Raw genomic sequence first — 24709 nt, 5'->3', positions numbered from 1 at the left:
TATCGCCGACACCATTGTCGGCGATCTTTCTTTTATTTAACCTAATTGCTTACGAGCATTACGGAATATTCTCATCCAAGGGCTATTTTCACCCCAGTTATCAGGATGCCATGAATTAGTTACCGTTCTAAATACCCGTTCTGGATGTGGCATCATAATAGTTGCCCGCCCATCTTGAGATGTCACTGCAGTAATACCGTTTGGCGAACCATTTGGATTAGCAGGGTATTGCTGTGTTACTTTGCCAAAATTGTCAATATAACGTACGGCAATTAATTCTGATGCTTCTAAACGGCTTAGATGAACATCATTACCCACTTCAACACGCCCTTCCCCGTGTGAAACAGCAATTGGCATATGCGAACCAGCCATATCAGTAAATAGCAACGAAGGACTTGATTGAATTTGCACTAAACTAAAGCGAGCTTCAAAACGTTCTGACAAATTACGAACAAAACGAGGCCACAAATCCGCTCCCGGAATTAGATCTTTAAGATTCGACATCATCTGACAACCGTTACAAACCCCTAACGATAAAGTATCTTTGCGATGGAAGAATCGTTCAAATTCATCACGCACTTTTTCATTAAATAAAATAGATTTAGCCCAACCTTCACCTGCTCCTAAAACATCGCCATAAGAGAAGCCACCACAAGCAACCAGTGTACTAAATTGACTAAGTGTAATTCGACCAGAAAGTAAATCTGTCATATGCACATCGATTGCTTCAAAGCCAGCTCTATCAAATGCTGCCGCCATTTCAACGTGTGAGTTAACGCCTTGCTCACGTAAAACAGCGACTTTTGGCCTTGTTCCTTTAGCAATATAAGACGCAGCAATATCGGCTTGCAGATCAAAAGTTAAGTGCACATTTAATCCTGGATCATCTTCATTTTGTTTAGCTTGATGTTCTTGATCAGCACATTCAGGATTATCACGTAAACGTTGCATTTGCCATGTCGTTTGCGCCCACCATGTTCTCAAGGTTAAGCGTGATTCACTGTATACCGTAGCTGAGTTATCACGCACAATAATTTGTTGACCAGTTTTAGCATTACCAAGAACATGAACCGCATGAGATAAGCCAAACTGCTTAAAGCAAGCCATCACATCATCTAAACGATTATTAGCTACTTGAATAACCGCGCCTAATTCTTCATTAAATAACGAAGCAATCACATCATGACCTAACGAGGTAATGTCTACATCAACACCACAATGTCCAGCAAAAGCCATTTCGGCCAATGTCACAAACAGCCCACCATCAGAACGATCATGATAAGCAAGCAAAGCATTTTTGCTTACTAAAGCCTGAATCGCATTATAAAAAGCAAGTAGTTCTTTAGGATCATGAACATCCGCTGTTTTTTGGCCTAAATGACGATACACTTGGGCAAGTGCGGTGGCACCTAGTGCTTGATGACCTTTCGATAAATCAACCAACAATAATGTATTATCCTGATCAGTACTCAATTGTGGTGTCACTATTTTACGCACATCTTCAACACGCGCAAATGCCGAAATCACCAATGATAATGGCGAAGTCATAGTTTTTTGCTCACCATCTTGTTGCCATGTCGTTTTCATGGACATCGAATCTTTACCAACAGGAATAGCAAGTCCTAAAGCTGGGCATAACTCTTCACCAATAGCTTTAACGGCCTCATAAAGACCAGCATCTTCGCCCGGATGCCCTGCCGCCGCCATCCAGTTAGCTGAAAGCTTAATCCGTTTGATATTACCAATATTGGTTGCGGCAATATTAGTAATTGCCTCACCAACTGCAAGCCTTGCTGATGCGGCAAAATTAAGTAACGCAACTGGCGCACGCTCACCGATTGACATAGCCTCACCATAATAACTATCCAAACTTGCAGTAGTCACAGCACAATCAGCAACCGGCACTTGCCAAGGTCCGACCATTTGATCACGAGCTACCATACCCGTCACTGAACGATCGCCAATGGTAATTAAAAAAGTCTTTTCGGCAACCGTTGGCAAATGTAAAACTCGCTTAACTGCATCATATAAATTAATATCAGAGGTTGAAAAACTATCACCGTGCGCTTGGTGGGTTTTAACATCACGTTGCATTTTAGGCGTTTTACCAAGTAGCACATCTAATGGCAGATCGATAGGATTATTATTAAAATGCTCATCATGCAAGATAACCGCTTTATTGGCGGTTGCCTCACCAATCACCGCATAAGGTGCACGCTCACGCTGGCAAAGCGCATCAAATAGCGCCAATTTATCGGGGTGGATGGCAAGCACATAACGTTCTTGTGATTCGTTACACCAAATTTCTAGCGGTGACATTCCCGGTTCATCGTTGAGTATTTTTCGTAACTCAAATTGCCCACCACAGCCACCATCGCTAACAAGCTCAGGCATCGCATTAGACAAACCGCCAGCACCAACATCATGAATAAATAAGATAGGATTATCTTCACCAAGTTGCCAACAACGATCAATAACTTCCTGACAACGGCGCTCCATTTCAGGGTTATCACGCTGAACAGAAGCAAAATCCAAATCGGCATCAGACTGACCCGACGCCATAGACGAAGCCGCCCCACCGCCTAAACCAATATTCATTGCAGGGCCACCTAACACAATCAGCTTCGAGCCAGCAGGAAACTCACCTTTTTGAATATGTTCACGGCGAATATTGCCCATACCACCAGCTAACATAATCGGTTTATGATAACCTCGAAGCTCCTCGCCATTATGGCTATTAACCTTTTCTTCATAAGTACGGAAATACCCTAACAAAGCCGGACGACCAAATTCATTATTAAACGCCGCACCACCTAAAGGGCCATCCATCATAATATCAAAGGCGCTCACAATGCGATCAGGCTTACCAAAATTTTGCTCCCAAGGTTGTTCAAAATTAGGAATACGCAAATTAGAAACTGAAAACCCAACTAAGCCCGCTTTAGGTTTAGCACCTCGACCAGTTGCCCCTTCATCACGAATTTCACCACCACTCCCCGTTGCCGCACCCGGCCAAGGTGATATAGCTGTTGGATGATTATGTGTTTCAACTTTCATTAAAATATCTGCATATTCTTGATGATAGCAGTATGCTTTATTCTCATTATCCGCAAAAAAGCGCCCAACGATTGAACCGTCCATCACTGCGGCATTATCTTTATAAGCGGACGAAACATAATCAGGAGTATGTTCAAAAGTATTTTTGATCATCTTAAACAGTGATTTAGGCTGCTTTACCCCATCAATAACCCAATCGGCATTAAAAATCTTGTGACGACAATGCTCAGAATTAGCTTGTGCAAACATATAAAGCTCAATATCAATAGGATTACGATTTAGTTTTTTAAAGTTCTCAACTAAATAATCAATCTCATCAGATGCTAACGCCAAACCTAATTTAAGATTAGCCTCGTCTAATGCCGCACGACCTTGACCTAATAAATCAATAGTTGTCACTGGCGCAGGTGATTCAACATGAAATAACTGCTTGGCTTGCTCAACATGGCTAAAGACCGCTTCCATCATGCGATCGTGAATTAAGGATAAAAAATCGTTTTTTTGGCAATCGGTTAATACCGAACTCACTTGCACATAATAAGCAATTCCTCGCTCAATACGGCGAACCTGTGACAAGCCACAATTATGCGCAATATCGGTTGCTTTTGATGACCAAGGCGAAATCGTTCCCGCTCTTGGTGTCACTAAAAAGAGTTGTTTGCTAGCTGTTTGGTTGACATTGATTTGTGCACTTTCTGGACCGTATTGTAATAATTTATCTAACGTTAACTGTTGTTCAGCCGTCAAATCGCCTGCCAAATCAACAAAATGCAGGTATTGGGCTTCAATATTAATAACAGGAATGGATTTTTCACAGCAAGTAGATAAGATTTTACTAATACGAAATGCAGATAACGCAGAGCAGCCAGCTAAAATTTTCATAAAAATTACTCTTTTTAAGCCAAAAATAGGGGGAAAATAGAACAATATTATAAAAGAAAGAGAATGATGTGGCTATATTAAATACAGTTAATCAAGAGATAGATAAAAATTCTGTTTTTTAACTAAAAAAGTAACTCAAAAAACAGATTAAAATCAATAGTCTAATTGACTGTTTTTTTTGCCTGAAATTAGAAACTATTTGGTAAGTGAAATGAATTAAGTGTGAGGGATTAGGATATTTTGATACAGGAATAAAGCAGGTATATTAACCTTGCTGTGTTATAAAATGTTTTTCACTCTAAAATCATTCGTATATAAAATTGATTTTATTTAAGTTTTTATTTGAGTACTCTAGATTACACAATGAAGTGCAATTCGTCTTAACTCCTTAGAATAAAAAGCAGCAGGGCTTTTAAACTTATGCCGTTTTCTTGGGCGTGTGTTCAATAGATATTGTATTTTCTTTATCTGTTCGTCGTCAACTAATGAAATGGCCGCTGACTTTGGTATAAACTGACGTATTAAGCCATTGGTGTTTTCATTTGTACCTCTTTGCCAGCTTTTATAAGGCTCCGCAAAGTATACGATAGTATTTAAATAATGCTCAATCGCATGATGATAATTAAATTCCATCCCATTATCAAAGGTGATGCTTTTAACCATCTTTTTAAACGGCGTTAGCAATTTTATTATCATATCTTTCGTTTCGGAGGCGGTGCGTTGATTAAGGCGTCCAATGAGTACGAGTCCAGTTTTGCGCTCAACTAACGTCAACAATGCTTGCTTATCTTTACGGCTAATTATGGTATCGCCCTCCCAATGTCCTTGCGTTTTCCGACTTTCTACATAACTTGGACGTTGTTTAATTGACCGTTTATATCGGCGGTCTCCTTCTTTAATACTCGGTGCCTTGCAATGCCGATAAGCTTTGCCTTTTCGCCTTAGATAAGGCTTGAATTGTTCATAGCGCGTTTTATTTTGATAAAGGTAGTTATAGATTGATTGGACGCTGACTTTCTTTAAACGTGCAGCAATCTGCTCTGGGCTGTAATAAAGCATGAGGTATTTTTCAACTTGACGCCATACTGAAGACTCTATTGGCTTACCATTACCGCTGTTTTTTCGCCTTTTCCGAGCGAGTGTCACCGCCTCATGTGCTTGATAGGTTTGATTAGGTTTTGAGTTTCTTTTTATCTCTCGACTTATTGTCGAAGGATGTCTATTGAGTAGCTGGGCTATCTCTTTTTTATTCTTTCCGGCTTGTAATAATACGAAAATCTGGTATCTTTCCTTCCTAGAAAGGTGATTATAATACATAGCAATCTCCAAACTGTGGTGGTGCGAAGGTGCTAGTATAAATCGCCTTTCTACTTTCTTCACTCCACCGTGTTTAAAATTGCACTTCATGTTTTAATCAATTTTTTATTAAAATCAAGCAGTTATAAAATATTTATATTTAGTGCTAGAGCTTTTATTTTTCCTTTAACTTTTAAAGTTTAGCAAATAAATTTCAATTTACTAAACTTTTAAATAAAAAATAACTTGTTAGCAAGTTGCTCTAATGATAGTTTATTCAAAAATATTGATTTATTGATTACTGATTTACTATTCATCAGAAAAATACTAATTATTTAATTAACTATAAAAACAAATAAGTGATCATGAAATAAAATATATAAGGAAAAATTAGAATGGAATTTCTTTTTTATTTCTTCTTCTCGATTGTAATGATTATAGTGGCATTTATTAATCTTTCTAGTTTGAAAGATCAAATTGTCCGGTTAAGAATTCAGTTAACAGAGGTACAAGAAACCCTTTTATCACTCAAAGAAAAACTTTATCAGCAAAATAGCTCGGCTAAGTTAGAAGAAAATTCCAATTTAATTCAGGAAGCGACGTCTGAGCCAATTAATTATTCAGAAAATTCAGATGAAAAAGAGGATATTGCAGTTCAAATAGAGCCTCTAACCGAAATTTCTTTACCTTATGCAGCTAATAATAACCATTTAAACAATGGACTTTTGCAACTTAATGAGCAAAATGAACCCGCCCTGTTACAAGAAAATATGCAACTTGATTCAGTAACAGTAGAACAACCCGATTCTCAATATCAAGAACTCAGTCAGGAAGAAGAGTTACCAACATTAGCTAGCGAATCTCTGGCGATAGAAACTCCAGAACAAGAAAAAATCAATCTTGATGAAACTGCATCACAAACAACAGATCCATTTAACCCACAATACAGACCAGTTACAAATACTGAACCCAATCCGTTATTTATTTTTTTTAATTGGTTAATTAAAGGCAATGTAATTGCCAAAATTGCTATTGTGATCTTATTTTTAGGTCTAACCTATCTATTTAAATACAGTATTGAACATGATTATATTTCACCTGAGTTCAGGATCTTAGGAACCTTAGTATTAGGTTTTGTTTTGTTAGGAATCGGTTGGAAATTAAGACATAAACGAGAAATCTACGCCTTAATACTACAAGGCGGTGCCTTTGCTATTTTATATCTGACCATATTTGCCGCCTATAGGTTATACGAACTTGTACCTATGTTAATTACGTTTGCTATTTTGTTAATCATTTGCTCAACAAGCATTTTATTTTCCATTTTTCAAAGAGCTATGAGTCTAGCAATTATAGCCAGTATCGGCGGTTATGTGACACCGATTTTACTATCCAATGGTTCAGGCAATCATATTGCTTTATTTAGTTATTATTTGATGATTTCTAGTGCTATTTTAGTTGTTAGTATCTGGCAGTCTTGGCGAATACTTAATTTATTAGGATTTTTATTCACCTTTGTAATATCTCTACTATGGGGAATGAGTAATTTCCGTCCTGAGTTTTACATTGAATGCCAAATATTTATCATCGCCAATATGTTAATTTATGGTATTTTAGCTGTTTTATTCTCAGTTCGAAGTTTTAATAAAGAACATAATCAAAATGCTATTGATTTAATTTTACTATTTGGCACACCGCTATCCGGTTTTGCATTACAATATTCTATTACCAATCAGTGGGAATTCGGACCTGCATTTTCATCATTGGCATTTGGTCTATTTTATATTTTTGGCTCTTATTTCATTCTGCGCTTATTGAAATCTTCAGCAAAAAAAATCTCGCTTTATGGCTTGGCCATTGGTCTATCATTTAGTACGTTGGCTATTCCACTTGCCTTTAGTGCCAATTGGACTGCCACAATTTGGTTATTTGAAGGAACAGCATTAAGTTGGATTATGCTTTCGCAAAAACATTATCGCACTGCTTTATTAGGAGTCGCAATTACATTATTTGGTATTGTTTCCGCTTGTATATCTTTCGAATATGAACAATTAAATCCGAGCTCACTTACACTACTACTTGGTATTATAAGTGTCATTTTGCTAGTGAATGCCTGTTTATGGCATTGCTATGATCGTAGAATTAATACAAATAATTTACTTAAAACGATGTTTATCGCTGTTGCTGTTGTATTTTGGGTAATATGGATTTTATCAAGTGTTCATTTACATATTAACAATACAACCTCAAAAGTATTACCAATTTTATTATGCTTCACTTTTTCTTCATGGCTATGGTATATCGTTGGAAAAAAAATCAATTGGCATCAACTCTGTTATTCTGGGTTAACCTTATGGCTAATGATATTACTAGCTTTATTTAAAAGTTATGCCGAATCCTGCTATTTATTAAACTCCGGCATTTGGAGCGTGGTTTGGGTCATAGCCTTTGTTAGTGCTTACTATTATTTACATACTGAAAAAATACTTATCACAAACAGTATTGTAAATCGTAGTTTTAAAATAAATAAACAAAATACCTATCGTTTATTTGATATATTACACATCAGTTTATTTTGGATGATTTTATACTGGATAACACGAGAATTTACTCATTTACTTAACCAATTACCATGGGGATACGAAGTAATAAAATGGAGTGTAACAGCAACTATTGCTAGCAGCATTATTCTACTATTTTATATACTGATTAAACGCCAAATTATGACCACAACATCATTAATTAAATCTTATTGGATGATAGGTTTATTACCTGTTGTTATCTATTTAGGATTTTATTTAATAGTTGGGCTTAGTATGAGTGGTCAAATCATTTATTGGAATTATTTTCCTATCATTAATCCACTTGAAGAAAGTGCAATCTTTGCTTTAATGATGTTTAGCGTTTGGTTAAAACTTGCAATAAACCATTTACAACTAAATAGCAGGATAATGAACCTTGCAAGCTTTAAAATACCATTACCTAATATGGTTCTAGTACCTTTAATTGTTTTAACCTTTTTCTGGGGAAACAGTATCGTTTTACGCTGCTTAAGCCAAATATTTGACATATCTTGGACAGCTAATTCTTTATGGCACAATAATATTGTCCAAATGACTGCATCATTACTTTGGATGTTAACTGCAGTAATCTTGGTGACTATTGGACACCGTTATTCACTTCGGAAAATATGGTATAGCGGTGAATTTATTCAAGTGATCGTTATTATTAAATTAATATTTGTAGATATCCGTGAGCTTGATGGATTACTTCGTGCATTTGCCTTTATTGGTGTTGCGTTATTAATGCTGTTAATTGGGTATCTAGCACCATTACCACCTAAGTTAAAAAATGATGATACTAATCAATAAACACATTATAAAAATAGGTTTAAGTTTAACAATGACGTTTTAAGAAATCATTCTGATAATATGATTCAGTTTAATATAACAATAAATGAAAATTTGTTAATGTCATTGATTATTATGGATAAATAAATTATGAAAAAATTTTTATTGAGTACTCTGTTATTAATAAGCGGATTTAGCCAAGCGATAGACAAAACTAACCAGTATGCCTATGGTGCCATGATTAATATCTCCAACGATACTAGCATGTATAGCCGAATAGAACTGACTCATGATGTGTATACACATACATTATCAAGTTCATTAGATGATATTCGCATTTTTAACCAAAAAGGTCAGCCTTTACCTTATGCATTAGTCAATGTTTATCAGCAAAGTGATAATAATCAAACTTTTCCAGTAGCTATTTACGCGTTAAATCAAAACGAAGAAGAAGATCAAAACAAAATGGCGATTGAACAGTATAATATCAATCTCAACAATAAAGATGTTCAAATCTATCTCGATAAAGCAAATAGCCAAGGTGGCTATAACGCAAGGTATTTATTGCAAATTCCCGAAGATGTTAAGTTAGAACAAGCCATCAGCCGTTTATCCATTGATTTTGATGTAGCTGAAAATCAAAATTGGCAAGCAACCGCTAAATTGCTTTATAGCCAAGATTTAAGTAATTGGCAAACTGCACTCAATAATGTTCCAATAATGTCTTTGACTGATAACAATAGTAATCAATCACTTAGAGTAAATACAATTGATATACCAACAAACACTAATTACAAAGCACGCTATTGGATTTTATTATTAAAGTCAGAGCAATCCACTGTTCCTAACGTCAAAAAAATTGAATTTACTTCAAAAAAAGAAACACCAAAATTAGCTCTTTTCCCAATTAACTTCGAACTAACATCATCAGATGGTCAAGAAGCAACTTATCAGTTACCATCACCTCAACCAGTTAGAGAGTTATCAATTAAGCTACAAAACCCACGTATGGTTTTACCTACTAGCATTTATTATAAAACCGATGACAAAGATAAAACATGGCATAAACTTGATGATTATATTATTCGAAACATAGATAGCAATGATCATAGCCAACATATCAGTGCAGGATTAATTATTAAACAATTAAAAATTAAAGCCATCAACGCAAGCTTTGATGAAGCACCACAACTAACAGCTTACCGCAATCGCATGAGTATTGTATTTAATAGCGCCAATAATGGCCCCTTCATTTTAGCCTGGGGATCAGCAAAAGCAACGTCTGCATCGTTAAGTGAAAAAGAACTACTTTCAGATTCAATATCTATAGTTGATGTGCCACAAGCCTTCATTGGTGAAAATATTAAACTAGCAGGTCAAAAAGTATTATCCCAAGTAAATACTGATCCGATAAGAGATTCAATCTTACCTAAATGGTTAATTTGGGTTAGCTTAGTTATTGGCGCTATTATATTAATTATTATTGCATTAAAATTACTTAACGAAGTTAAAAAGTCATAAAAAAGAAGGCAAAAATATAAAAATTACTAGAAAAAAGCACTTAATAGAAATTTACTCTATTGAGTGTACTACATTTAAATGTTGATAATTCTTAATGAGGAAAGCTGATAGTGACAATAAAAGGTTTTGGACTTCGCCCTAATATTAGACAGCGCTAACTAACAGAAAGGTGGGCATGGCTAAAGTATAATTATATAAAAAAATCACCTTATCAATTAAGTCTAATAACTAACATACTTTTAGTTATCTTCTTTGTTAGTTGCTGTAATAGACAAAAAATTGAAATTTCACATCAAAACTTGCCCAATGCTACATTAAGCAAACCTTATAATGCTAAAATACATATTAAAGCAGGTCCTATTATTGATGAACTTTTTTTCTTATCACATTGAACTAGAAAATTCAGGGCTAGAATTATGCCTTTAGATTTAGAATCGAATGCACCATACCGTAATCTTATCACCTAAAATGACTAGAATAATTATTGTTAAGTTTAAAGATGCTTATGGAACGATATGTCAAAGAAGTGGATTTGGAAAAAACGATACCACTAATGTTGAAAAATAATGTTCGAAGCTATGGATAAGCTACATAATGAATACAAATGTAATTAAATATTTAATAAAAGGAAACAGCTATAAATGATACTTGCAATTGATGTTTACTATATGGAGAACCAGGCAAAAACCGTCGGTATTTTGTTTGAACATTGGACGGATACAAAGTCAGATATCAATGCGGTGATTACTGATTATCAGAATAATGTTGCCCCTTACCAGTCTGGTCAGTTTTATCGCCGCGAGCTACCTTGCATTATGTCACTATTAAATAAAATTGATTTATCAACTATTTCAACCATTGTTATTGACGGATATGTGTACTTAGCAGAAGGACAGATGGGTTTAGGTGGCTATCTTTATAATGCTTTAAACAAAGTAGTACCTATTATTGGCGTTGCTAAAAAAATGTTTGCTGGAAATAGCCAATATTTGATTGAAGTGATGCGTGGTCAAAGTAAACATCCATTATATGTTACGGCAATCGGTACCCCATTAGAAGAAGCAGCAACAAACATCAAATTAATGACGGGCAAATACCGTATACCTGATTTACTAAGTTTTTTAGATCAGCAAACAAAATTGTTTAAACATGAGGAATAAGCCATTGAAATGTCGTTCATTCACCGACTTAAACTTAAGTCGGTGAATTGTAGCATGTTAAATTACGCTTCGTTCCAGTTATCCCTTAACCCTACGGTTCGGTTAAACACTAACTTATCTTCAGTTGCAAACTTATAATCTAAACAGAAATAACCTTCTCGTTCAAATTGATAAGCTTGCCCCGCTTTAGCTTTTTGTAAACTTGGTTCAACAAGACCTTGCTTAATCACTAACGAAGTAGGATTAATTGTTGATAAAAAGTCCTCGGCTACACCTGGATTTGGCGTATTAAATAGACGATCATATAGGCGAATTTCGGCTGGTTTTGCAAATTTCGCTGAAACCCAATGAATCACACCTTTGATTTTACGACCATCTTCAGGGTTTTTATTTAAGGTTGCTGAATCATAGCTACAATAAATAGTTTGAATATTGCCTTCGGCATCTTTTTCTACTCGATCCGCTCGAATCACATAAGCATTACGCAATCGCACTTCTTTACCTAATACTAAACGTTTGTAATTTTTGTTAGCTTCTTCTCTAAAATCCGCACGATCAATATAGATTTCACGAGTAAAAGTAACTTCTCGATGACCCAGCTCAGGACGATTTGGATGATTTGGCATACTAAGCACTTCATCAATAGTATCCGAAAAGTTTTCAATGACAACTTTAACTGGATCAAGCACTGCCATAGCACGAGGCGCATTTTCGTTAAGATCTTCGCGAATACAAAACTCAAGAGTACTCATTTCTACGGTATTTTCTTGTTTTGTCACTCCAATTCGACGGCAAAATTCACGGATCGAAGCTGGTGTGTAACCACGGCGACGCAGTCCCGATATGGTTGGCATGCGTGGGTCGTCCCAGCCATCAACAATTTTTTCTGACACTAATAAATTTAATTTACGTTTTGAAGTAATCGCGTATTCAAGATTTAATCTTGAAAATTCATACTGATGAGGTCGTGCCTCGATTGTAATATTATCTAATATCCAATCATATAAACGACGATTGTCTTGGAATTCAAGCGTACAAAGTGAATGGGTAATATTTTCGATCGCATCTGAAATACAGTGGGTGAAATCGTACATTGGATAAATACACCATTTATTGCCTGTTTGGTGGTGTTCTGCAAATTTAATACGATATAACACTGGATCACGCATCACAATAAATGGTGATGCCATGTCAATTTTAGCACGTAGACATGCTTTTCCTTCGGCAAATTTGCCTTCTTTCATTTGGATAAAAAGCGCTAAATTTTCATCGATGCTACGATCACGATAAGGGCTATTTTTACCCGGCTGAGTAAGTGTCCCTCGATATTCACGGATTTCATCAGCTGAAAGTTCGTCAACATAAGCAAGTCCTTTATTGATTAGCTCAATAGCATATTCATATAATTGCTCAAAATAGTCAGATGAGTAACAAATTTCGTCATCCCATTCAAATCCTAACCAACGGACATCTTCTTTAATCGAATCAACATACTCTATATCTTCCTTAACAGGATTGGTATCGTCAAAACGTAAATTACATTTACCCTTATAATCTTGTGCAATACCAAAATTTAAACATATTGATTTAGCATGACCAATATGTAAATAACCATTAGGCTCTGGCGGAAAACGTGTGTGCGTTGTTTTATATTTTCCTGCTGCTAAATCAGCATCAATAATTTGACGAATAAAATTAGATGGACGATTATTTGTCTCGCTCGGTAATGAACCGCTCATAAAAACCTCTGATGATATCTTTATTAATAACAAATTGAGAATATTTGCTATATTATTGCTTATTATGTGACGAATATAACAAATTTTTCTTATTTCTGAAATGGAAAACAAGCGATTCGCATCGACAAAATTAGTCTTTAACTAAACCTTGCTGTTTTTAACAAAAAAACTTATTCTTTCGCAAAAAGATAGAAAATAAAAAATTAAATAAAATAAACAGTCTACAAAAAAGCTTTTGCTAAAAAATACAACTAATTATTTTTATTCATCACCTGATTTTAACAAAACCACAAATCTTGCTCCACCTAGTGGGCTAGTGACAACAAAGGCTTTACCATTATGAAACTCTGCCATTAATTTTACGTAAGCTAAACCGAGTCCATAACCACCGGTTGATCGCGTTCGACTCGTATCGAGTCTGGCAAAAGGCATAAAAATCTTTTCACGTGCATCAAAGGGAATGCCTGCACCATCATCATCAATTTCAAGGATGACTCGATTTTCTTGTCTTGTGATATTCAAAACTGCTTTATGTGCTGCATATTTAAACGCATTTAGTAACAAATTTTTAACTATGGTTTCAACTAAATTAGTATCAATCATTACGTATACATCTTGGCTATTACAAGTTAGTTCAAAGTCTTTGGGTTTAAATAATGTTAAGGACTGGCAAACTTTTTCACCCCACTCTTTTAGCGATACTCTCGTGAAGTTTAGATCAATATTGCTTTGCTGCATTTTAAAATAATTCAAGCTTGCATTAATTAATGTTTCAAGCTCATTAATATCATCACCCATGCCTTTTTGTAGCAATAACCTTTCTTTTTCATCGGCTGACTCTTCAAGCATACTAAGTTCAAATCGCATTCTTGCTAATGGTGTACGTAATTCATGAGCCATCGCATGAGATATGGTTTGATTGGTACCAACTAGATGTTCAATATGCGTTCCCATATTATTTAAGACATTCGCTAGCGGTTTAAATAACCAACCTTTAACATTTTCGGTTCGGGCTTTTAAATTACCTTGTCCTAACTGCTCGGCGGTTTGTCTGATATTAACTAGATCCTTCCATACAGCACTAAAAGCCATATAAATTAAAATAAAAAAAACAATAGCGCTAAACAAAGCCCAAATAACAAGAAAGATGGTCAACGACATGGTATTGGATGCCAAAATATCCCGCATTACAATCGGACCTAATTGAAGCAAATTACCATCTTTTAAATCTATATAAACAATCTCATTATCACCATCATAAGAAAAACCAAGTTTTTTTAACTCGTTAAGTACAGTATTAGGTAACGGTGTATTAATTGGTAACACTTCGATAGGGTAGCCAAAATAAGGTTGCAATTCATTAACCACTTCTTGAAGGGGACGATCTTTATGTTCTTTAATTTGCATACGAATCAGATTTACCGTACCTCGTTGAGATTCACGAAACACAATATGATCATCTGGCATATCGGTTAATGATGAAGGTAATGAATCAAAAACCAATAAAGCGCCATAAGCAATAATACTTTGCAATAAGAGTAAAATAACTAGATAAAATACAATACGGCGATTAAAAAATAGCGGCTTGGCTAATAATTGACTCAATAATTTTCTCCTTCTCGCATAAATAAATAGCCCTTTCCTCGCACTGTTTTGATGCGAGATGGATTATCTGGGTCATCAAGTAATTTACGACGAAGTCTTGAAACACGAGCATCAATAGAACGATCACTACCATCAAAATCGATCCCTCTTACTTGAGAAAAAATATCATCTCGAGAAAGAATTGTCCCAGCATTATAAGCAAGCAGCCATAGCAGATCGAATTCTGCAGTCGTTAAATCAATTTCTTGCTCGTGCAAAAGTACTTTTCGGTTTTCACCGTCTATGACTAGATTATCAAATATTAAAGTTTTATTATTCTGTGGTAAAACAAATTCTTTCGTATTGTCTTTATCGGTTTCTATCTGTTTCCGTCGTAATAAAGCTCGTATTCTAGCTAGTAATAATCTGGGTTCAACAGGTTTTGCCAAATAATCATCCGCTCCCAATTCAAGCCCAACAATTTCATCAATATTATCTTCGCTTGCTGTCATGATCAGTATAAAATTACTAAACCATGTACGAATATCTCGACAAATATCAAAACCTGTTTTTACAGGTAACATCACATCTAAAATAACCAGATCAGGATTAAGTTGTTGAATCTTTTCTTCTGCCCCTTCGCCACTATTATGCCATTCAACAAGATATCCTTGCCGAATTAGATAAACTTGAATTAAATTGGCTAAGCGCTGATCATCTTCAATAATTAATATACGTTCACTCATTAACTGTTCTCAATTACTGTAGCTTGTACCTAGGGGATACCTCATTATACAGATAATTCTTTCCCCGTTACAAAATATATACAAAGAGGCTACAAAGTTTATTACCACTCTATGAGAAAATTTACGCCAATATCTATAAATAGACTATTTTTTATCGAAATGAACACTTTTTCATCAATAGCGAACCATCTTTTTCATCCATCTTATCCACAAAATCACACGCCAATTATTTTGTGTGATTTTGACGGTACGATTAGTGTTAAAGATGTCACCGATACTTTACTAAGCCACTTTGGTCAAAATGGTTGTGATGAACTTGAAGAATTGTGGGTTAATGGCAAAATTGGCTCCCAAGAATGTATGAGTAAACAAATTGCATTAATGGATGCAAGCTTAAATGAGCTTAATCAAGTCTTATCACAAATTAAAATAGACCAGAATTTTAAATCTTTTATTCATTATACTGAACAAAACAATATTCCCGTTCATGTGGTCAGCGACGGTTTAGATTATGCCATTGAGTTTATTTTAAAACGTCATGGTATTGAACATTTACCGATTTTTGCTAATAAATTAATGCATAATAATGCACGCAGTTGGCGCCTTGAGTTTCCTTATGCCAATAAAGGCTGTATCAAGCAAAGTGGAAATTGCAAATGTAATCATGTAAAAAAACAACAGCACTTTACGCAGATATTATATGTTGGCGACGGTACATCAGACTATTGCGTATCACATAATGTTGATTTCGTTTTTGCCAAAGACAAGCTAGTTAATTATTGTGAAAAAAATAAAATTGAACATTGTAAGATTACTAGTTTTGCAGATGTAACCTCGGCATTAAAACAGGCGCAACATGCTGTTATCCCCGTCATGATGGTAAAATAATAAGGAATATTAATGAGTACAATTCAAGATTTATCTTACTTTTTACCAGGTAACAAAAATGGCGTGCTTTTGATTCATGGTTTAACTGGTACACCTAATGAAATGCGGATTTTAGCTAATGGTTTAAATAAAGCTGGATTTACTGTTTATGCAATCCAATTAGCAGGGCATTGTGGTACTGAAGAAGATCTGTGTAAAACAACATGGCAAGATTGGTATAAAAGCGTACAAGATGGAACTAATTATTTAGCACAGCATGTAGATAATGTTTTTGTTGCTGGATTATCAATGGGCGCACTACTGGCACTAAAACTTGCTGCCGATAGACCTGAACAAATAAAAGGGGTTGGTGTTTTAGCACCCACATTTTGCTATGATGGTTGGAGTATGCCATTTTGGGCAAAAAAACTTTTTTTCTTATTAGTCTATTTTAAAAAATTGGGTATTTTTCAAAAAAAAGTTTTCATAGAAAAACCACCTTATGGACTTAAAGATGAACGTATTCGAGCAGTGGTTTCTGAAAGTATGCTAAGCGGTGATGCCGCAACGGCAGGGCTTGCTGGCAATCCATTCCCTGCACTTGCCGAAATGCAGTTACTGGCAAAAACTATGCGTAAACAATTACCGCAGGTGACTTCACCCTGTTTAATTATGCATTCTGGTAACGATGATATCGCCAATATAGAAACTAATGCCAAATTGGTTGAAAAATCGGTATCAGGCTCAACAAAATTGGTGGTCTTAAATGATAGTTATCATTTAATTACTATTGACAGCCAACGCCGTGAAGTGATCAAAGAGTGTGCATCGTTCTTTGATAATATCGCACAAGGAATAAAAGCATAATGTCACCATTAGTTATTATACTTTGGATTAGTAATATCTGTTTTGATACACTGGGGCAAGTCGCTTTTAAATTTGCTGCCATCGCACCCAATAATCGTGATGGCTGGTATTATTGGTTAGATTTATCGAAAAATAAGTGGATTTGGGTTGGCGTTATATCTTACGTTGCTGAATTTTTATTATGGTTAGCTTTTTTGACCTTAGTACCGCTTTCACAAGGCGTATTACTTGCTTCATTTAATATCATTACTATCATGCTAGTAGGTCGAGTAATTTTTAAGGAATTACTAACCATTTATCGCTTAATTGGCATGCTATTAATCACCGCAGGCGTTATTTTTGTAGGAATGTCTTAATATGGCGAGATTTTATATAATTGGATTTACCGTATTACTATTTTTTGACACCATTGCGCAGTGTAGTTTTAAATTAACCGCAATACAAGCAGAACCATTAGCAATGAGCGTTAATTGGCTAATTCGTGTGTTTACTAATCCATGGATTTATATCTCAATAGCTGGGTATATTTTAACTTTTTTTACTTGGATGACGTTACTAAAAAAAGCCCCTGTAGGCCCTGCTTTTGCGGCATCTCACTTTGAAGTTGTAACTGTTATGATAGTTTCAATTTGGCTATTTCACGAACCAATTACATTATTCAAGTTAATTGGCACAATATTAATTGTTTCAGGCATTCTCTTTTTAGCGTTAGCAGAAAGTAAATTATCTAAATAAGAGTCAAACAATCTTCAAGGTTAAGTTCCAATCATAGCAAGGGAAGTAGGTTATTTTTATACTTAAGCACCTATTTTCCTGAAACTTTTTTACACAATTTATACCGCTAATGCCTTTAATAACGTCAAATTAAGCTGATGTTGCTCTTGTTGCCAATTAATAAGGTTATCTGGTGATATCGTAGGTTGTTCATCGAGCGAACTGAGTAAACGTTTGAACCAACTTGATGGTTGCCATATAGATAGCTCCCCAGTAATATCACTACCAATAATTCTAGGTTTTATTGATGATATAGTATCAAGAATATGATATGTTTGTAGCTTACCTTGATCCCAATTGGTATGAATTATATCTTCGCTCAATGCATCTTTATCAATCGATAAGTAAACGGGTTGTGCACTGTGATACTGCTCTGATAAAAAGCTCGCAATAAGATCATCTGTTGTTGCAAAATGTCGAAAAGCGTGCCCTAAACCAATTTTTTTGGCCCATGCAACATTGACATCCAAGCTCCAATAAGTCAACTTTTTATGAAAAAGCGCTGACCATCTATTTTCCCAAAAATGAGAAAGCCCAATATCATGAGACGTAATGCCTAGTACATGTACATGACTAACAAAAGGCAAACTTGCCACATAACTAACCCATGAACCACAATGAATACCAAACAAATATCGCATATTGTCTGGATGATTATCAAAAATCACGACTTGAATTGGATTCTCGGCAGAGTATTGTTTAGCTAGATTTTCAATCAATAATAATGAAATATGGTGATAATCACCGCTGCCCATTAATACCGTGCCATGATTTTCGGGTAAAAATTGCTGTAACACGCCTTTAAATTGATTAAATTTTTTCTTAGTACAACCAAAACGAATCGCATCTTGCCATTGGGTAAAATCAATTGTTTTAGCATGACAAATCTCACCAACACTTTTATCAAAATTGAGAATAATAGGACATGTCATGTTACTTTCTCCTTGTCACTTTCAAAATGACCAATGAATCTACGCAATACGGTTCTTAATAATGGGTTACGAATATAGACAAGATGTTTAGTAAAAGTGAATTTTGCACCTAACGAAGCTTTTACTTCGGGATCAGTCCAACCTGCAATGTAGTGACTAAAACCTTGCTGCAAAGCATATTCAAGGTTAACAAACCAACTTACAAAATAGAGATTAAGTTCCCTTGCCTGCGGATAAACCATGCCAATATATTTATCAACTAGCATATTATTAACTACAAAACAAATATTATACCCAACCAATTTATCATCATGATAATAAGTCAAAATATGTGCATTTTGGGTTTTATTTTGTAATAGCTGGGTAAAAAAAGGTTTAGTCAATAAATCAAAATGGATTTCGCTTTGCTGATAAACATTAAGGTACAATTGATAATAATCATCTAGAACAGTATCATTAAAAAAACAATCATCACCACTATGCAACATATTAATCACTAATTTTTCGCGTGATTTTAGTTTTCGTCTAAAATTTTTACGTCGGCTATAAGAAAATCGTGAAAAAATTTCATCCATATTAGCAAAATCAATCGGTAGCCAAGCCAATGCTTGCCCTTCAACTTCAATAAAACCTTGTTTTTTTAATGACGAAATAAGATGCATTGAATAATCATTTTCTTTTTTGCTCAGTAAAGGCGATGCGACAGGTATATCTTTAACAATCAAAAAAGGATATTGCTTCGCATAAGCCGTTTTTAGATGTTGTGCTAATTGATTAGCATCCACTTTATCATTTAGTAACGCATATTCCGAAACAGTTGCGCCAACAAAACAAGTATTGGGTTGTAAATAGCGCTGCCATTTATGGTAAAAAGGCAGTTTTTGAATTTTATGTCTGAAATCATCATCTGCAGTAGTAAGAAGATCAAACTTGGCAGAAAAAACAGGCACACCATCTTCACTAAGCCAGGCTGAAAAATCTTGTGGGGGATGCTCTAGAAAATTGTCTATTAATTCATTAGGTTCTAACTGATTGATGTATTTCATAAAGTTCAAATATATGATTGGCTGTAACACGCAAACCCGCCAATAGATATTGGCGGGGGATTTAAAGTGAATGATTAAAGTTCTTTTTTCGCTCGGGTAATTAACTGATCTAGAAGCTCAATACCTTGATCAATTTCCTGACGAGAAATGTGTAATGATGGTGCAAAAGTAATCACATTTTTATAGTAACCACCAATATCAAGCACTAAGCCCATTTTGGTTCCTTTCCAATCAAGATCACCTGACATACCAATATCAACCATTTTGTCAACTAAGGCTTTATTAGCTGTAAAACCATCCTCTGTACAAATTTCTGCACGAAGAGCCAAGCCTAAACCATCAACTTCACCAATTTCTTTATGTTTCTTCTCAAGTGTTTTTAAACCTTCAAGGAAATAAGAACCACTATCCATTACCATTTTTTCGTAATCTGTTTCAGAAGTCATCTTTAATACTTCAAGACCAACAGCTGTACCTAATGGATTTGATGCAAAAGTTGAGTGAGTTGAGCCAACTGGAAATACTTGTGGATTGATTAACTCTTCACGCGCCCATAAACCACCTAGTGGATTAAGACCATTAGTTAATGCTTTAGCAAAAACCACAACATCAGGTTTAACATCAAAGTGTTCAATTGACCAAAGTTTACCAGTACGATAAAAGCCCATTTGAATTTCATCAACCACCAATAAAATACCATACTGATCTAAAACTTTTTTAAGACCTTTAAAGTAATTACGAGGAGGAACAATATAACCACCCGTAGCTTGTAAAGGTTCAGCATAAAACGCTGCATATTCGGCTTGCCCAACTTTTGGATCCCAAACACCATGGTATTCAGTTTCAAATAAACGTGCAAACTCTGCAACTAAATGTTCGCCATATTCTTCTGCTGTCATACCTTTTGGACGACGGAAAGGATATGGAAATGGAACAAACATCGCACGATCACCAAAATGACCATAGCGACGACGATAACGATAACTTGATGTAATTGATGAAGCACCTAAAGTTCGACCATGGTATCCACCTTGAAAAGCGAACATTAATGATTTACCACCAGTAGCATTACGCACAACTTTTAAAGAGTCTTCAATACACTGTGAACCACCTACATTGAAATGTACTCGCCCTTCATAACCAAATCGCTTTTCCATACCTTGAGCAATAGTTTTAGCTAATTCAATTTTAGTTGGGTGTAAATATTGGCTAGCACATTGTGGTAAGGTATCAATTTGCTTTTTAAGAATATTGTTTAAACGTTCATTGGCATAACCGAAGTTACATGCAGAATACCACATTTGTAGATCAAGGAAAGCTTTGCCTTCTTTGTCATACATATAACTACCTTCACAACCATCAAAAATTTTTGGTGGTTCTACATAATGCACAGTATCACCGAAAGAACAATATTTTGCCTCATCTGCTAACAAAGTAGCATCATCAGGGCGACTATTAATCATTTCTAAAGTTGGTTTACTCATAAGTTGTCTCACTAATTGATATTCAAACATGGTAAAATGTGGCATTATTATTAAGGAAATTTGTTTGTTACAATGTACAATTAGTGTATAGATTGTGTGACAATAAAACTAACTATCGATAAGATATAAAATTAGTATAAATAACGACAGGTGATCACCTTTTATATATGGGTATGAAAAATGAAAAAAACATTTTGTACACTTTCTATTTTATCAATAATAACTTTAGGAGCTACCCAAATTGCATTAGCTGATTCTACCTCTATCGGGGTTGGTATTGGTTGGGCTAATTCACCGTATAAAAGTTATAGTGCTAATTATTACCCTATTCCTCATATTGATTATGATAATGGTCTATTTTTTATCGATGACCTGTCAGCTGGTATTTATGCTTATAATCAAGACAATCAAAGCGTGTCTATTAGCACACGTTATTTATCTAACGAATTTAAGCCACATAATTCAGATAACCACCAATTAAGGCTACTTGATAGCCGCCATTCAACATTACTTGCAGAAATCGAGTATTCCATCGATACCTATTGGGGAAGTTTTTCTAGTAGTGTAGGAACTGATGTATTAAATGAAAGTAATAGTATTTTAGTAAATGCTGATTATACAGTTCCCTATATGCAAAGCAATTTGATTGTTGCACCCAGCATTGGTATAAATTGGGCTAATAATAAGCACAACGATTATTATTATGGTGTTTCACATAAAGAAACCTCTCGTTCAGGATTACGATACTTTAATGCTAATGCGTCATTGACACCTTATGCTGAAATAGCTGCACAATATTCATTAACCCAAAATATTGCGACATTTGGTGGTGTTCATATTGACAAGTTAACTGGTGATGCGGCAGATAGTCCAATGGTGGACAATAGCACGGTAACCTCGATTTATATGGGTGTATCTTATAACTTCTGATAAATATACATTTATATTTAATAACCAAATAATGACAGCTTATTATTCTCTATAAGCTGTTACTCATTTAAACAATGATAAACCTTTATCACAAAAAATGCAGGAAATAGAAAAGTATGCTTTGGTTTAAAAATGCCATAATTTACCAACTTAATAGCGACACGTTACTTAATAAAGATGCAATAGAAAAAGCGCTAAAGTCTCACCCTTTTACTCCATGTGGTAATTTAGATACCACAAAGATGGGCTGGGTTTCACCTTATAATGATAATAATCAAGATGATTTTATAGTTGACATGCAAGGGCATTTATTATTACGGATCAAAAAAGAAACTAAAATATTACCAGCCCCCGTAATAAAACAAGCTTTATTAGAAAAAATCGATAGACAAGAACAAGCACTAAGCAGAAAACTAACTAAAAACGAAAAAGCGACTTTAAAAGATGAAGTTATGATTGATCTAATGCCAAGGGCTTTTAGTAAATATAATCATTATTGGTTATGGTTAGATACGCATAATAAACGCATTATTGTTGACTGCAGTAGCTTTAAACAATCAGAAGATATCTTAGCGATTTTACGTAAAGAGCTTGGCTCACTTGCTTTAACCCCTTTATCGATTGATAAACCACTTGAACAGGTTATGACCACATGGGCTAAGGAAAACCTAAAATTCCCACCATTTTTATTAGGCGATCAAGCCGAACTTAAAGATCCTCTTGAAGGAAATGGAATTATTAGCTGTAAAAATCAAGAAATCACCAGTGATGAAATGCGTGTCCATTTCGATTCAGGGAAATGGATCACTAAAATTAAAATTATTGATGAAAGAGGTGTTAGCTTTATTGTTAATAGCGACCTGACATTTAAAAGAATTAAGTTCGATTCTGTTATTTTGGATGAAAACGAAGATATCGGTTCAGATGAATTTGATAAAAAATTAGAAGCCGACTTCTTTATTATGGCTAATGCATTAGCAAATGCTATTAATGACTTTTACATAACAATTAACAAAATTATTTGATAAAATTATTTAAATATTTTTTGTTGTAACAGCAATAACTATAGATTTGCCTATTATCTATGCTATACTAGGCAACAGATTATGGGTAACATAATTATATAACAATAAATAATTGTTCTTTTTATTTAAAGTAAATTTTAAACAACAAAGAAACTAAACAACGTCTATAACAACATTTAAGTTGAGGCAATAAAATGAAAAAAACTACTCTAGCTCTAGCAATCGCAGTTGCAAGTTTAACAGCTACTGCGGCTAATGCGGCATACGAAGACAACACTTTTTATACAGGTGCTAAGTTAGGTTGGTCAGAACTTTATCGATTAGATGCACATAAAGTTCGTGGCTTTGATAAAGATGAAGTTGGTATTAAAACTTCAAACCGTAGCAATGTTGCTGGTGGTGCTTTCCTTGGTTTCCAAGCAAACCCATATTTAGCATTTGAATTAGGTTATGATTGGTTAGGTTCTGCTAAATATAAAAGAACTTGGACTGATGATAAAACTAAAGCGGGTAATAGTAAACTTTCAGCGCAAGGCGTTTCATTAACTGGTAAATTAAGCTACCCTATCATTGGCGATCTAGATATTTATGGTCGTGCTGGAGGTATGGTTACTATTGCTAAATGGAAAAATAGTGGTGACACTAGAGAAGAACACGGTCATGGTGGTACCAAAACTGATGTATCTCCTGTGTATGCATTAGGTCTTGACTATCGTTTAGACGAAGACTTCTCTACTCGTCTAGAGTATCAATACGTTCAACATATTCATACTAAAAGCAAAGCAACTCCAGATGCAGGTACTGTAAGCTTAGGTATTACTTACCGTTTAGGTTCGCCAGCTACTCCAGCACCAGTTGAATTAAAAACTGAAGTAAACCGTTATGTATTAAATGAAGATGTACTATTTGCTTATGCGAAAGCTGACTTAAAAGAGGAAGGACGCCAAGCATTAGACAGCTTACTAACAAATCTTGTTAAACTTAACCCAACTGAAAGCGCTATCGTAGTAATTGGTCATACTGACCGTATCGGTTCAGTTAGTTATAACCAAAAACTATCAGAACAACGTGCTAACTCAGTAATGAAATATTTAATTGCTAAAGGTGTTCCTTCTAACCTAATTAGCGCTCGTGGTGTGGGTAAATCTCAACCAGTTACTGGTACAAAATGTAATGCTCTTCGTGGTGCTAGCTTAAAAGCTTGTTTAGCTCCAGATCGTCGTGTTGAAATTGAAGTTAAAGCACTTAACGAGAAAGAAGTTCAAGTAACTAATGAAACAAATTAATTTTTTGTTATTTAGATTCTTCATTAAGACCCGGTTAAAAGCCGGGTTTTTTCTTATTTTTATTGTTAACAACTAAATTAAATATTACCTTAGATCTACAAATTATCCACAAAAAAGATTATAATACATTACGATATTGTTAGTAAGCAAAGTTAAAGGAGTT

At 34.8% G+C, this 24709-nt stretch carries 18 protein-coding genes; 10 read left to right on the top strand and 8 right to left on the bottom strand.

Annotated features, from left to right (window positions below):
- Window positions 1–36 precede the first annotated feature (36 nt).
- Together purL and A9G25_RS07335 are read right to left on the bottom strand one after the other, a co-directional pair.
- Window positions 37–3939 carry a phosphoribosylformylglycinamidine synthase gene (gene purL / locus A9G25_RS07340; protein ID WP_065626382.1) on the bottom strand — a complete coding sequence of 1301 codons (3903 nt, stop codon included), beginning with the start codon at window positions 3937–3939 and terminating at the stop codon, window positions 37–39.
- A 351-nt stretch (window positions 3940–4290) separates the two neighbouring features.
- Complete coding sequence (locus tag A9G25_RS07335; RefSeq protein WP_065626381.1) at window positions 4291–5256, bottom strand: IS30 family transposase; 966 nt, start codon at window positions 5254–5256, stop codon at window positions 4291–4293.
- A gap of 374 nt (window positions 5257–5630) precedes the next feature.
- On the opposite strand from A9G25_RS07335, the gene A9G25_RS07330 reads away from it, so the two are divergent.
- The 3 genes from A9G25_RS07330 to A9G25_RS07320 all read left to right on the top strand — a co-directional run bounded on the left by A9G25_RS07330 (window position 5631) and on the right by A9G25_RS07320 (window position 11266).
- Window positions 5631–8606, top strand: coding sequence for a DUF2339 domain-containing protein (locus tag A9G25_RS07330; RefSeq protein WP_081297185.1), 2976 nt, complete (start codon window positions 5631–5633; stop codon window positions 8604–8606).
- Between the two features lie 129 nt (window positions 8607–8735).
- Window positions 8736–10106, top strand: a complete 1371-nt coding sequence (locus A9G25_RS07325) for a DUF3999 family protein (RefSeq protein WP_065626379.1) — start codon at window positions 8736–8738, stop codon at window positions 10104–10106.
- A 641-nt stretch (window positions 10107–10747) separates the two neighbouring features.
- Window positions 10748–11266 (top strand): endonuclease V, encoded by a 519-nt coding sequence (locus A9G25_RS07320; RefSeq protein ID WP_065626378.1) that lies wholly within the window; start codon window positions 10748–10750, stop codon window positions 11264–11266.
- 62 nt (window positions 11267–11328) lie between these two features.
- Here A9G25_RS07320 and glnS read toward each other — a convergent pair whose 3' ends face one another.
- From glnS to A9G25_RS07305, 3 genes are all read right to left on the bottom strand, one after another.
- Window positions 11329–13005, bottom strand: a complete 1677-nt coding sequence (gene glnS, locus A9G25_RS07315) for a glutamine--tRNA ligase (protein WP_065626377.1) — start codon at window positions 13003–13005, stop codon at window positions 11329–11331.
- Between the two features lie 261 nt (window positions 13006–13266).
- Window positions 13267–14610 (bottom strand): ATP-binding protein, encoded by a 1344-nt coding sequence (locus tag A9G25_RS07310; RefSeq protein ID WP_065626376.1) that lies wholly within the window; start codon window positions 14608–14610, stop codon window positions 13267–13269.
- On the bottom strand, window positions 14607–15335 hold the full coding sequence (locus A9G25_RS07305; RefSeq protein ID WP_065626375.1) for a winged helix-turn-helix domain-containing protein: 729 nt from the start codon (window positions 15333–15335) through the stop codon (window positions 14607–14609). Before A9G25_RS07305 ends, A9G25_RS07310 begins: the two co-directional genes overlap by 4 nt.
- 159 nt (window positions 15336–15494) lie before the next feature.
- Here A9G25_RS07305 and A9G25_RS07300 point away from each other — a divergent pair, with 159 nt between their 5' ends.
- From A9G25_RS07300 to A9G25_RS07285, 4 genes are read left to right on the top strand one after another with little or no spacing between them, the layout of a single operon-like run.
- The gene (locus A9G25_RS07300) at window positions 15495–16223 is read left to right on the top strand and encodes an MtnX-like HAD-IB family phosphatase (RefSeq protein WP_065626374.1); all 729 of its coding nucleotides are present in this window, start codon (window positions 15495–15497) and stop codon (window positions 16221–16223) included.
- A 12-nt stretch (window positions 16224–16235) separates the two neighbouring features.
- Window positions 16236–17069 (top strand): alpha/beta hydrolase, encoded by an 834-nt coding sequence (locus tag A9G25_RS07295; protein ID WP_065626373.1) that lies wholly within the window; start codon window positions 16236–16238, stop codon window positions 17067–17069.
- Window positions 17069–17425: an EamA family transporter gene (locus A9G25_RS07290; RefSeq protein WP_065626372.1), complete on the top strand. Its 357-nt coding sequence runs from the start codon at window positions 17069–17071 to the stop codon at window positions 17423–17425. Before A9G25_RS07295 ends, A9G25_RS07290 begins: the two co-directional genes overlap by 1 nt.
- 1 nt (window position 17426) lies before the next feature.
- Window positions 17427–17804, top strand: a complete 378-nt coding sequence (locus tag A9G25_RS07285) for a DMT family transporter (RefSeq protein WP_065626371.1) — start codon at window positions 17427–17429, stop codon at window positions 17802–17804.
- A 98-nt stretch (window positions 17805–17902) separates the two neighbouring features.
- Here the strand turns inward: A9G25_RS07285 and A9G25_RS07280 are convergent, their stop codons facing one another.
- The 3 genes from A9G25_RS07280 to A9G25_RS07270 form a co-directional block, all read right to left on the bottom strand.
- Window positions 17903–18775 carry an arginase family protein gene (locus tag A9G25_RS07280; RefSeq protein ID WP_065626370.1) on the bottom strand — a complete coding sequence of 291 codons (873 nt, stop codon included), beginning with the start codon at window positions 18773–18775 and terminating at the stop codon, window positions 17903–17905.
- Window positions 18772–19821: a GNAT family N-acetyltransferase gene (locus A9G25_RS07275; RefSeq protein ID WP_065626404.1), complete on the bottom strand. Its 1050-nt coding sequence runs from the start codon at window positions 19819–19821 to the stop codon at window positions 18772–18774. The genes A9G25_RS07280 and A9G25_RS07275 overlap by 4 nt, the downstream gene beginning before the upstream one ends.
- 74 nt (window positions 19822–19895) lie before the next feature.
- Window positions 19896–21305, bottom strand: a complete 1410-nt coding sequence (locus A9G25_RS07270) for an aspartate aminotransferase family protein (RefSeq protein ID WP_141675044.1) — start codon at window positions 21303–21305, stop codon at window positions 19896–19898.
- Window positions 21306–21485: 180 nt separating this feature from the next.
- On the opposite strand from A9G25_RS07270, the gene A9G25_RS07265 reads away from it, so the two are divergent.
- From A9G25_RS07265 to ompA, 3 genes are all read left to right on the top strand, one after another.
- Entirely contained in the window at window positions 21486–22235 is a 750-nt protein-coding gene (locus tag A9G25_RS07265) for a MipA/OmpV family protein (protein WP_065626369.1), read from the top strand.
- Window positions 22236–22351: 116 nt separating this feature from the next.
- Window positions 22352–23260, top strand: coding sequence for a recombination-associated protein RdgC (locus tag A9G25_RS07260; RefSeq protein ID WP_065626368.1), 909 nt, complete (start codon window positions 22352–22354; stop codon window positions 23258–23260).
- 194 nt (window positions 23261–23454) lie between these two features.
- Window positions 23455–24546, top strand: coding sequence for a porin OmpA (ompA, locus tag A9G25_RS07255; protein ID WP_065626367.1), 1092 nt, complete (start codon window positions 23455–23457; stop codon window positions 24544–24546).
- Window positions 24547–24709: the final 163 nt, after the last annotated feature.

Source organism: Gilliamella sp. Bif1-4 (assembly GCF_001690535.1).
Taxonomy (GTDB): domain Bacteria; phylum Pseudomonadota; class Gammaproteobacteria; order Enterobacterales; family Orbaceae; genus Gilliamella; species Gilliamella bombi.
Note: the sequence above shows the minus strand (reverse complement) of the source record. Positions and strands in the feature narration are given on the sequence as shown.

Bases quoted from the DNA above. Each gene is read 5' to 3' on its own strand.
- purL (WP_065626382.1), bottom strand. From the start codon at position 3,939: ATGAAAATTTTAGCTGGCTGCTCTGCGTTATCTGCATTTCGTATTAGT.
- A9G25_RS07335 (WP_065626381.1), bottom strand. From the start codon at position 5,256: ATGTATTATAATCACCTTTCTAGGAAGGAAAGATACCAGATTTTCGTA.
- A9G25_RS07330 (WP_081297185.1), top strand. From the start codon at position 5,631: ATGGAATTTCTTTTTTATTTCTTCTTCTCGATTGTAATGATTATAGTG.
- A9G25_RS07325 (WP_065626379.1), top strand. From the start codon at position 8,736: ATGAAAAAATTTTTATTGAGTACTCTGTTATTAATAAGCGGATTTAGC.
- A9G25_RS07320 (WP_065626378.1), top strand. From the start codon at position 10,748: ATGATACTTGCAATTGATGTTTACTATATGGAGAACCAGGCAAAAACC.
- glnS (WP_065626377.1), bottom strand. From the start codon at position 13,005: ATGAGCGGTTCATTACCGAGCGAGACAAATAATCGTCCATCTAATTTT.
- A9G25_RS07305 (WP_065626375.1), bottom strand. From the start codon at position 15,335: ATGAGTGAACGTATATTAATTATTGAAGATGATCAGCGCTTAGCCAAT.
- A9G25_RS07300 (WP_065626374.1), top strand. From the start codon at position 15,495: ATGAACACTTTTTCATCAATAGCGAACCATCTTTTTCATCCATCTTAT.
- A9G25_RS07295 (WP_065626373.1), top strand. From the start codon at position 16,236: ATGAGTACAATTCAAGATTTATCTTACTTTTTACCAGGTAACAAAAAT.
- A9G25_RS07290 (WP_065626372.1), top strand. From the start codon at position 17,069: ATGTCACCATTAGTTATTATACTTTGGATTAGTAATATCTGTTTTGAT.
- A9G25_RS07285 (WP_065626371.1), top strand. From the start codon at position 17,427: ATGGCGAGATTTTATATAATTGGATTTACCGTATTACTATTTTTTGAC.
- A9G25_RS07280 (WP_065626370.1), bottom strand. From the start codon at position 18,775: ATGACATGTCCTATTATTCTCAATTTTGATAAAAGTGTTGGTGAGATT.
- A9G25_RS07275 (WP_065626404.1), bottom strand. From the start codon at position 19,821: ATGAAATACATCAATCAGTTAGAACCTAATGAATTAATAGACAATTTT.
- A9G25_RS07270 (WP_141675044.1), bottom strand. From the start codon at position 21,305: ATGAGTAAACCAACTTTAGAAATGATTAATAGTCGCCCTGATGATGCT.
- A9G25_RS07265 (WP_065626369.1), top strand. From the start codon at position 21,486: ATGAAAAAAACATTTTGTACACTTTCTATTTTATCAATAATAACTTTA.
- A9G25_RS07260 (WP_065626368.1), top strand. From the start codon at position 22,352: ATGCTTTGGTTTAAAAATGCCATAATTTACCAACTTAATAGCGACACG.
- ompA (WP_065626367.1), top strand. From the start codon at position 23,455: ATGAAAAAAACTACTCTAGCTCTAGCAATCGCAGTTGCAAGTTTAACA.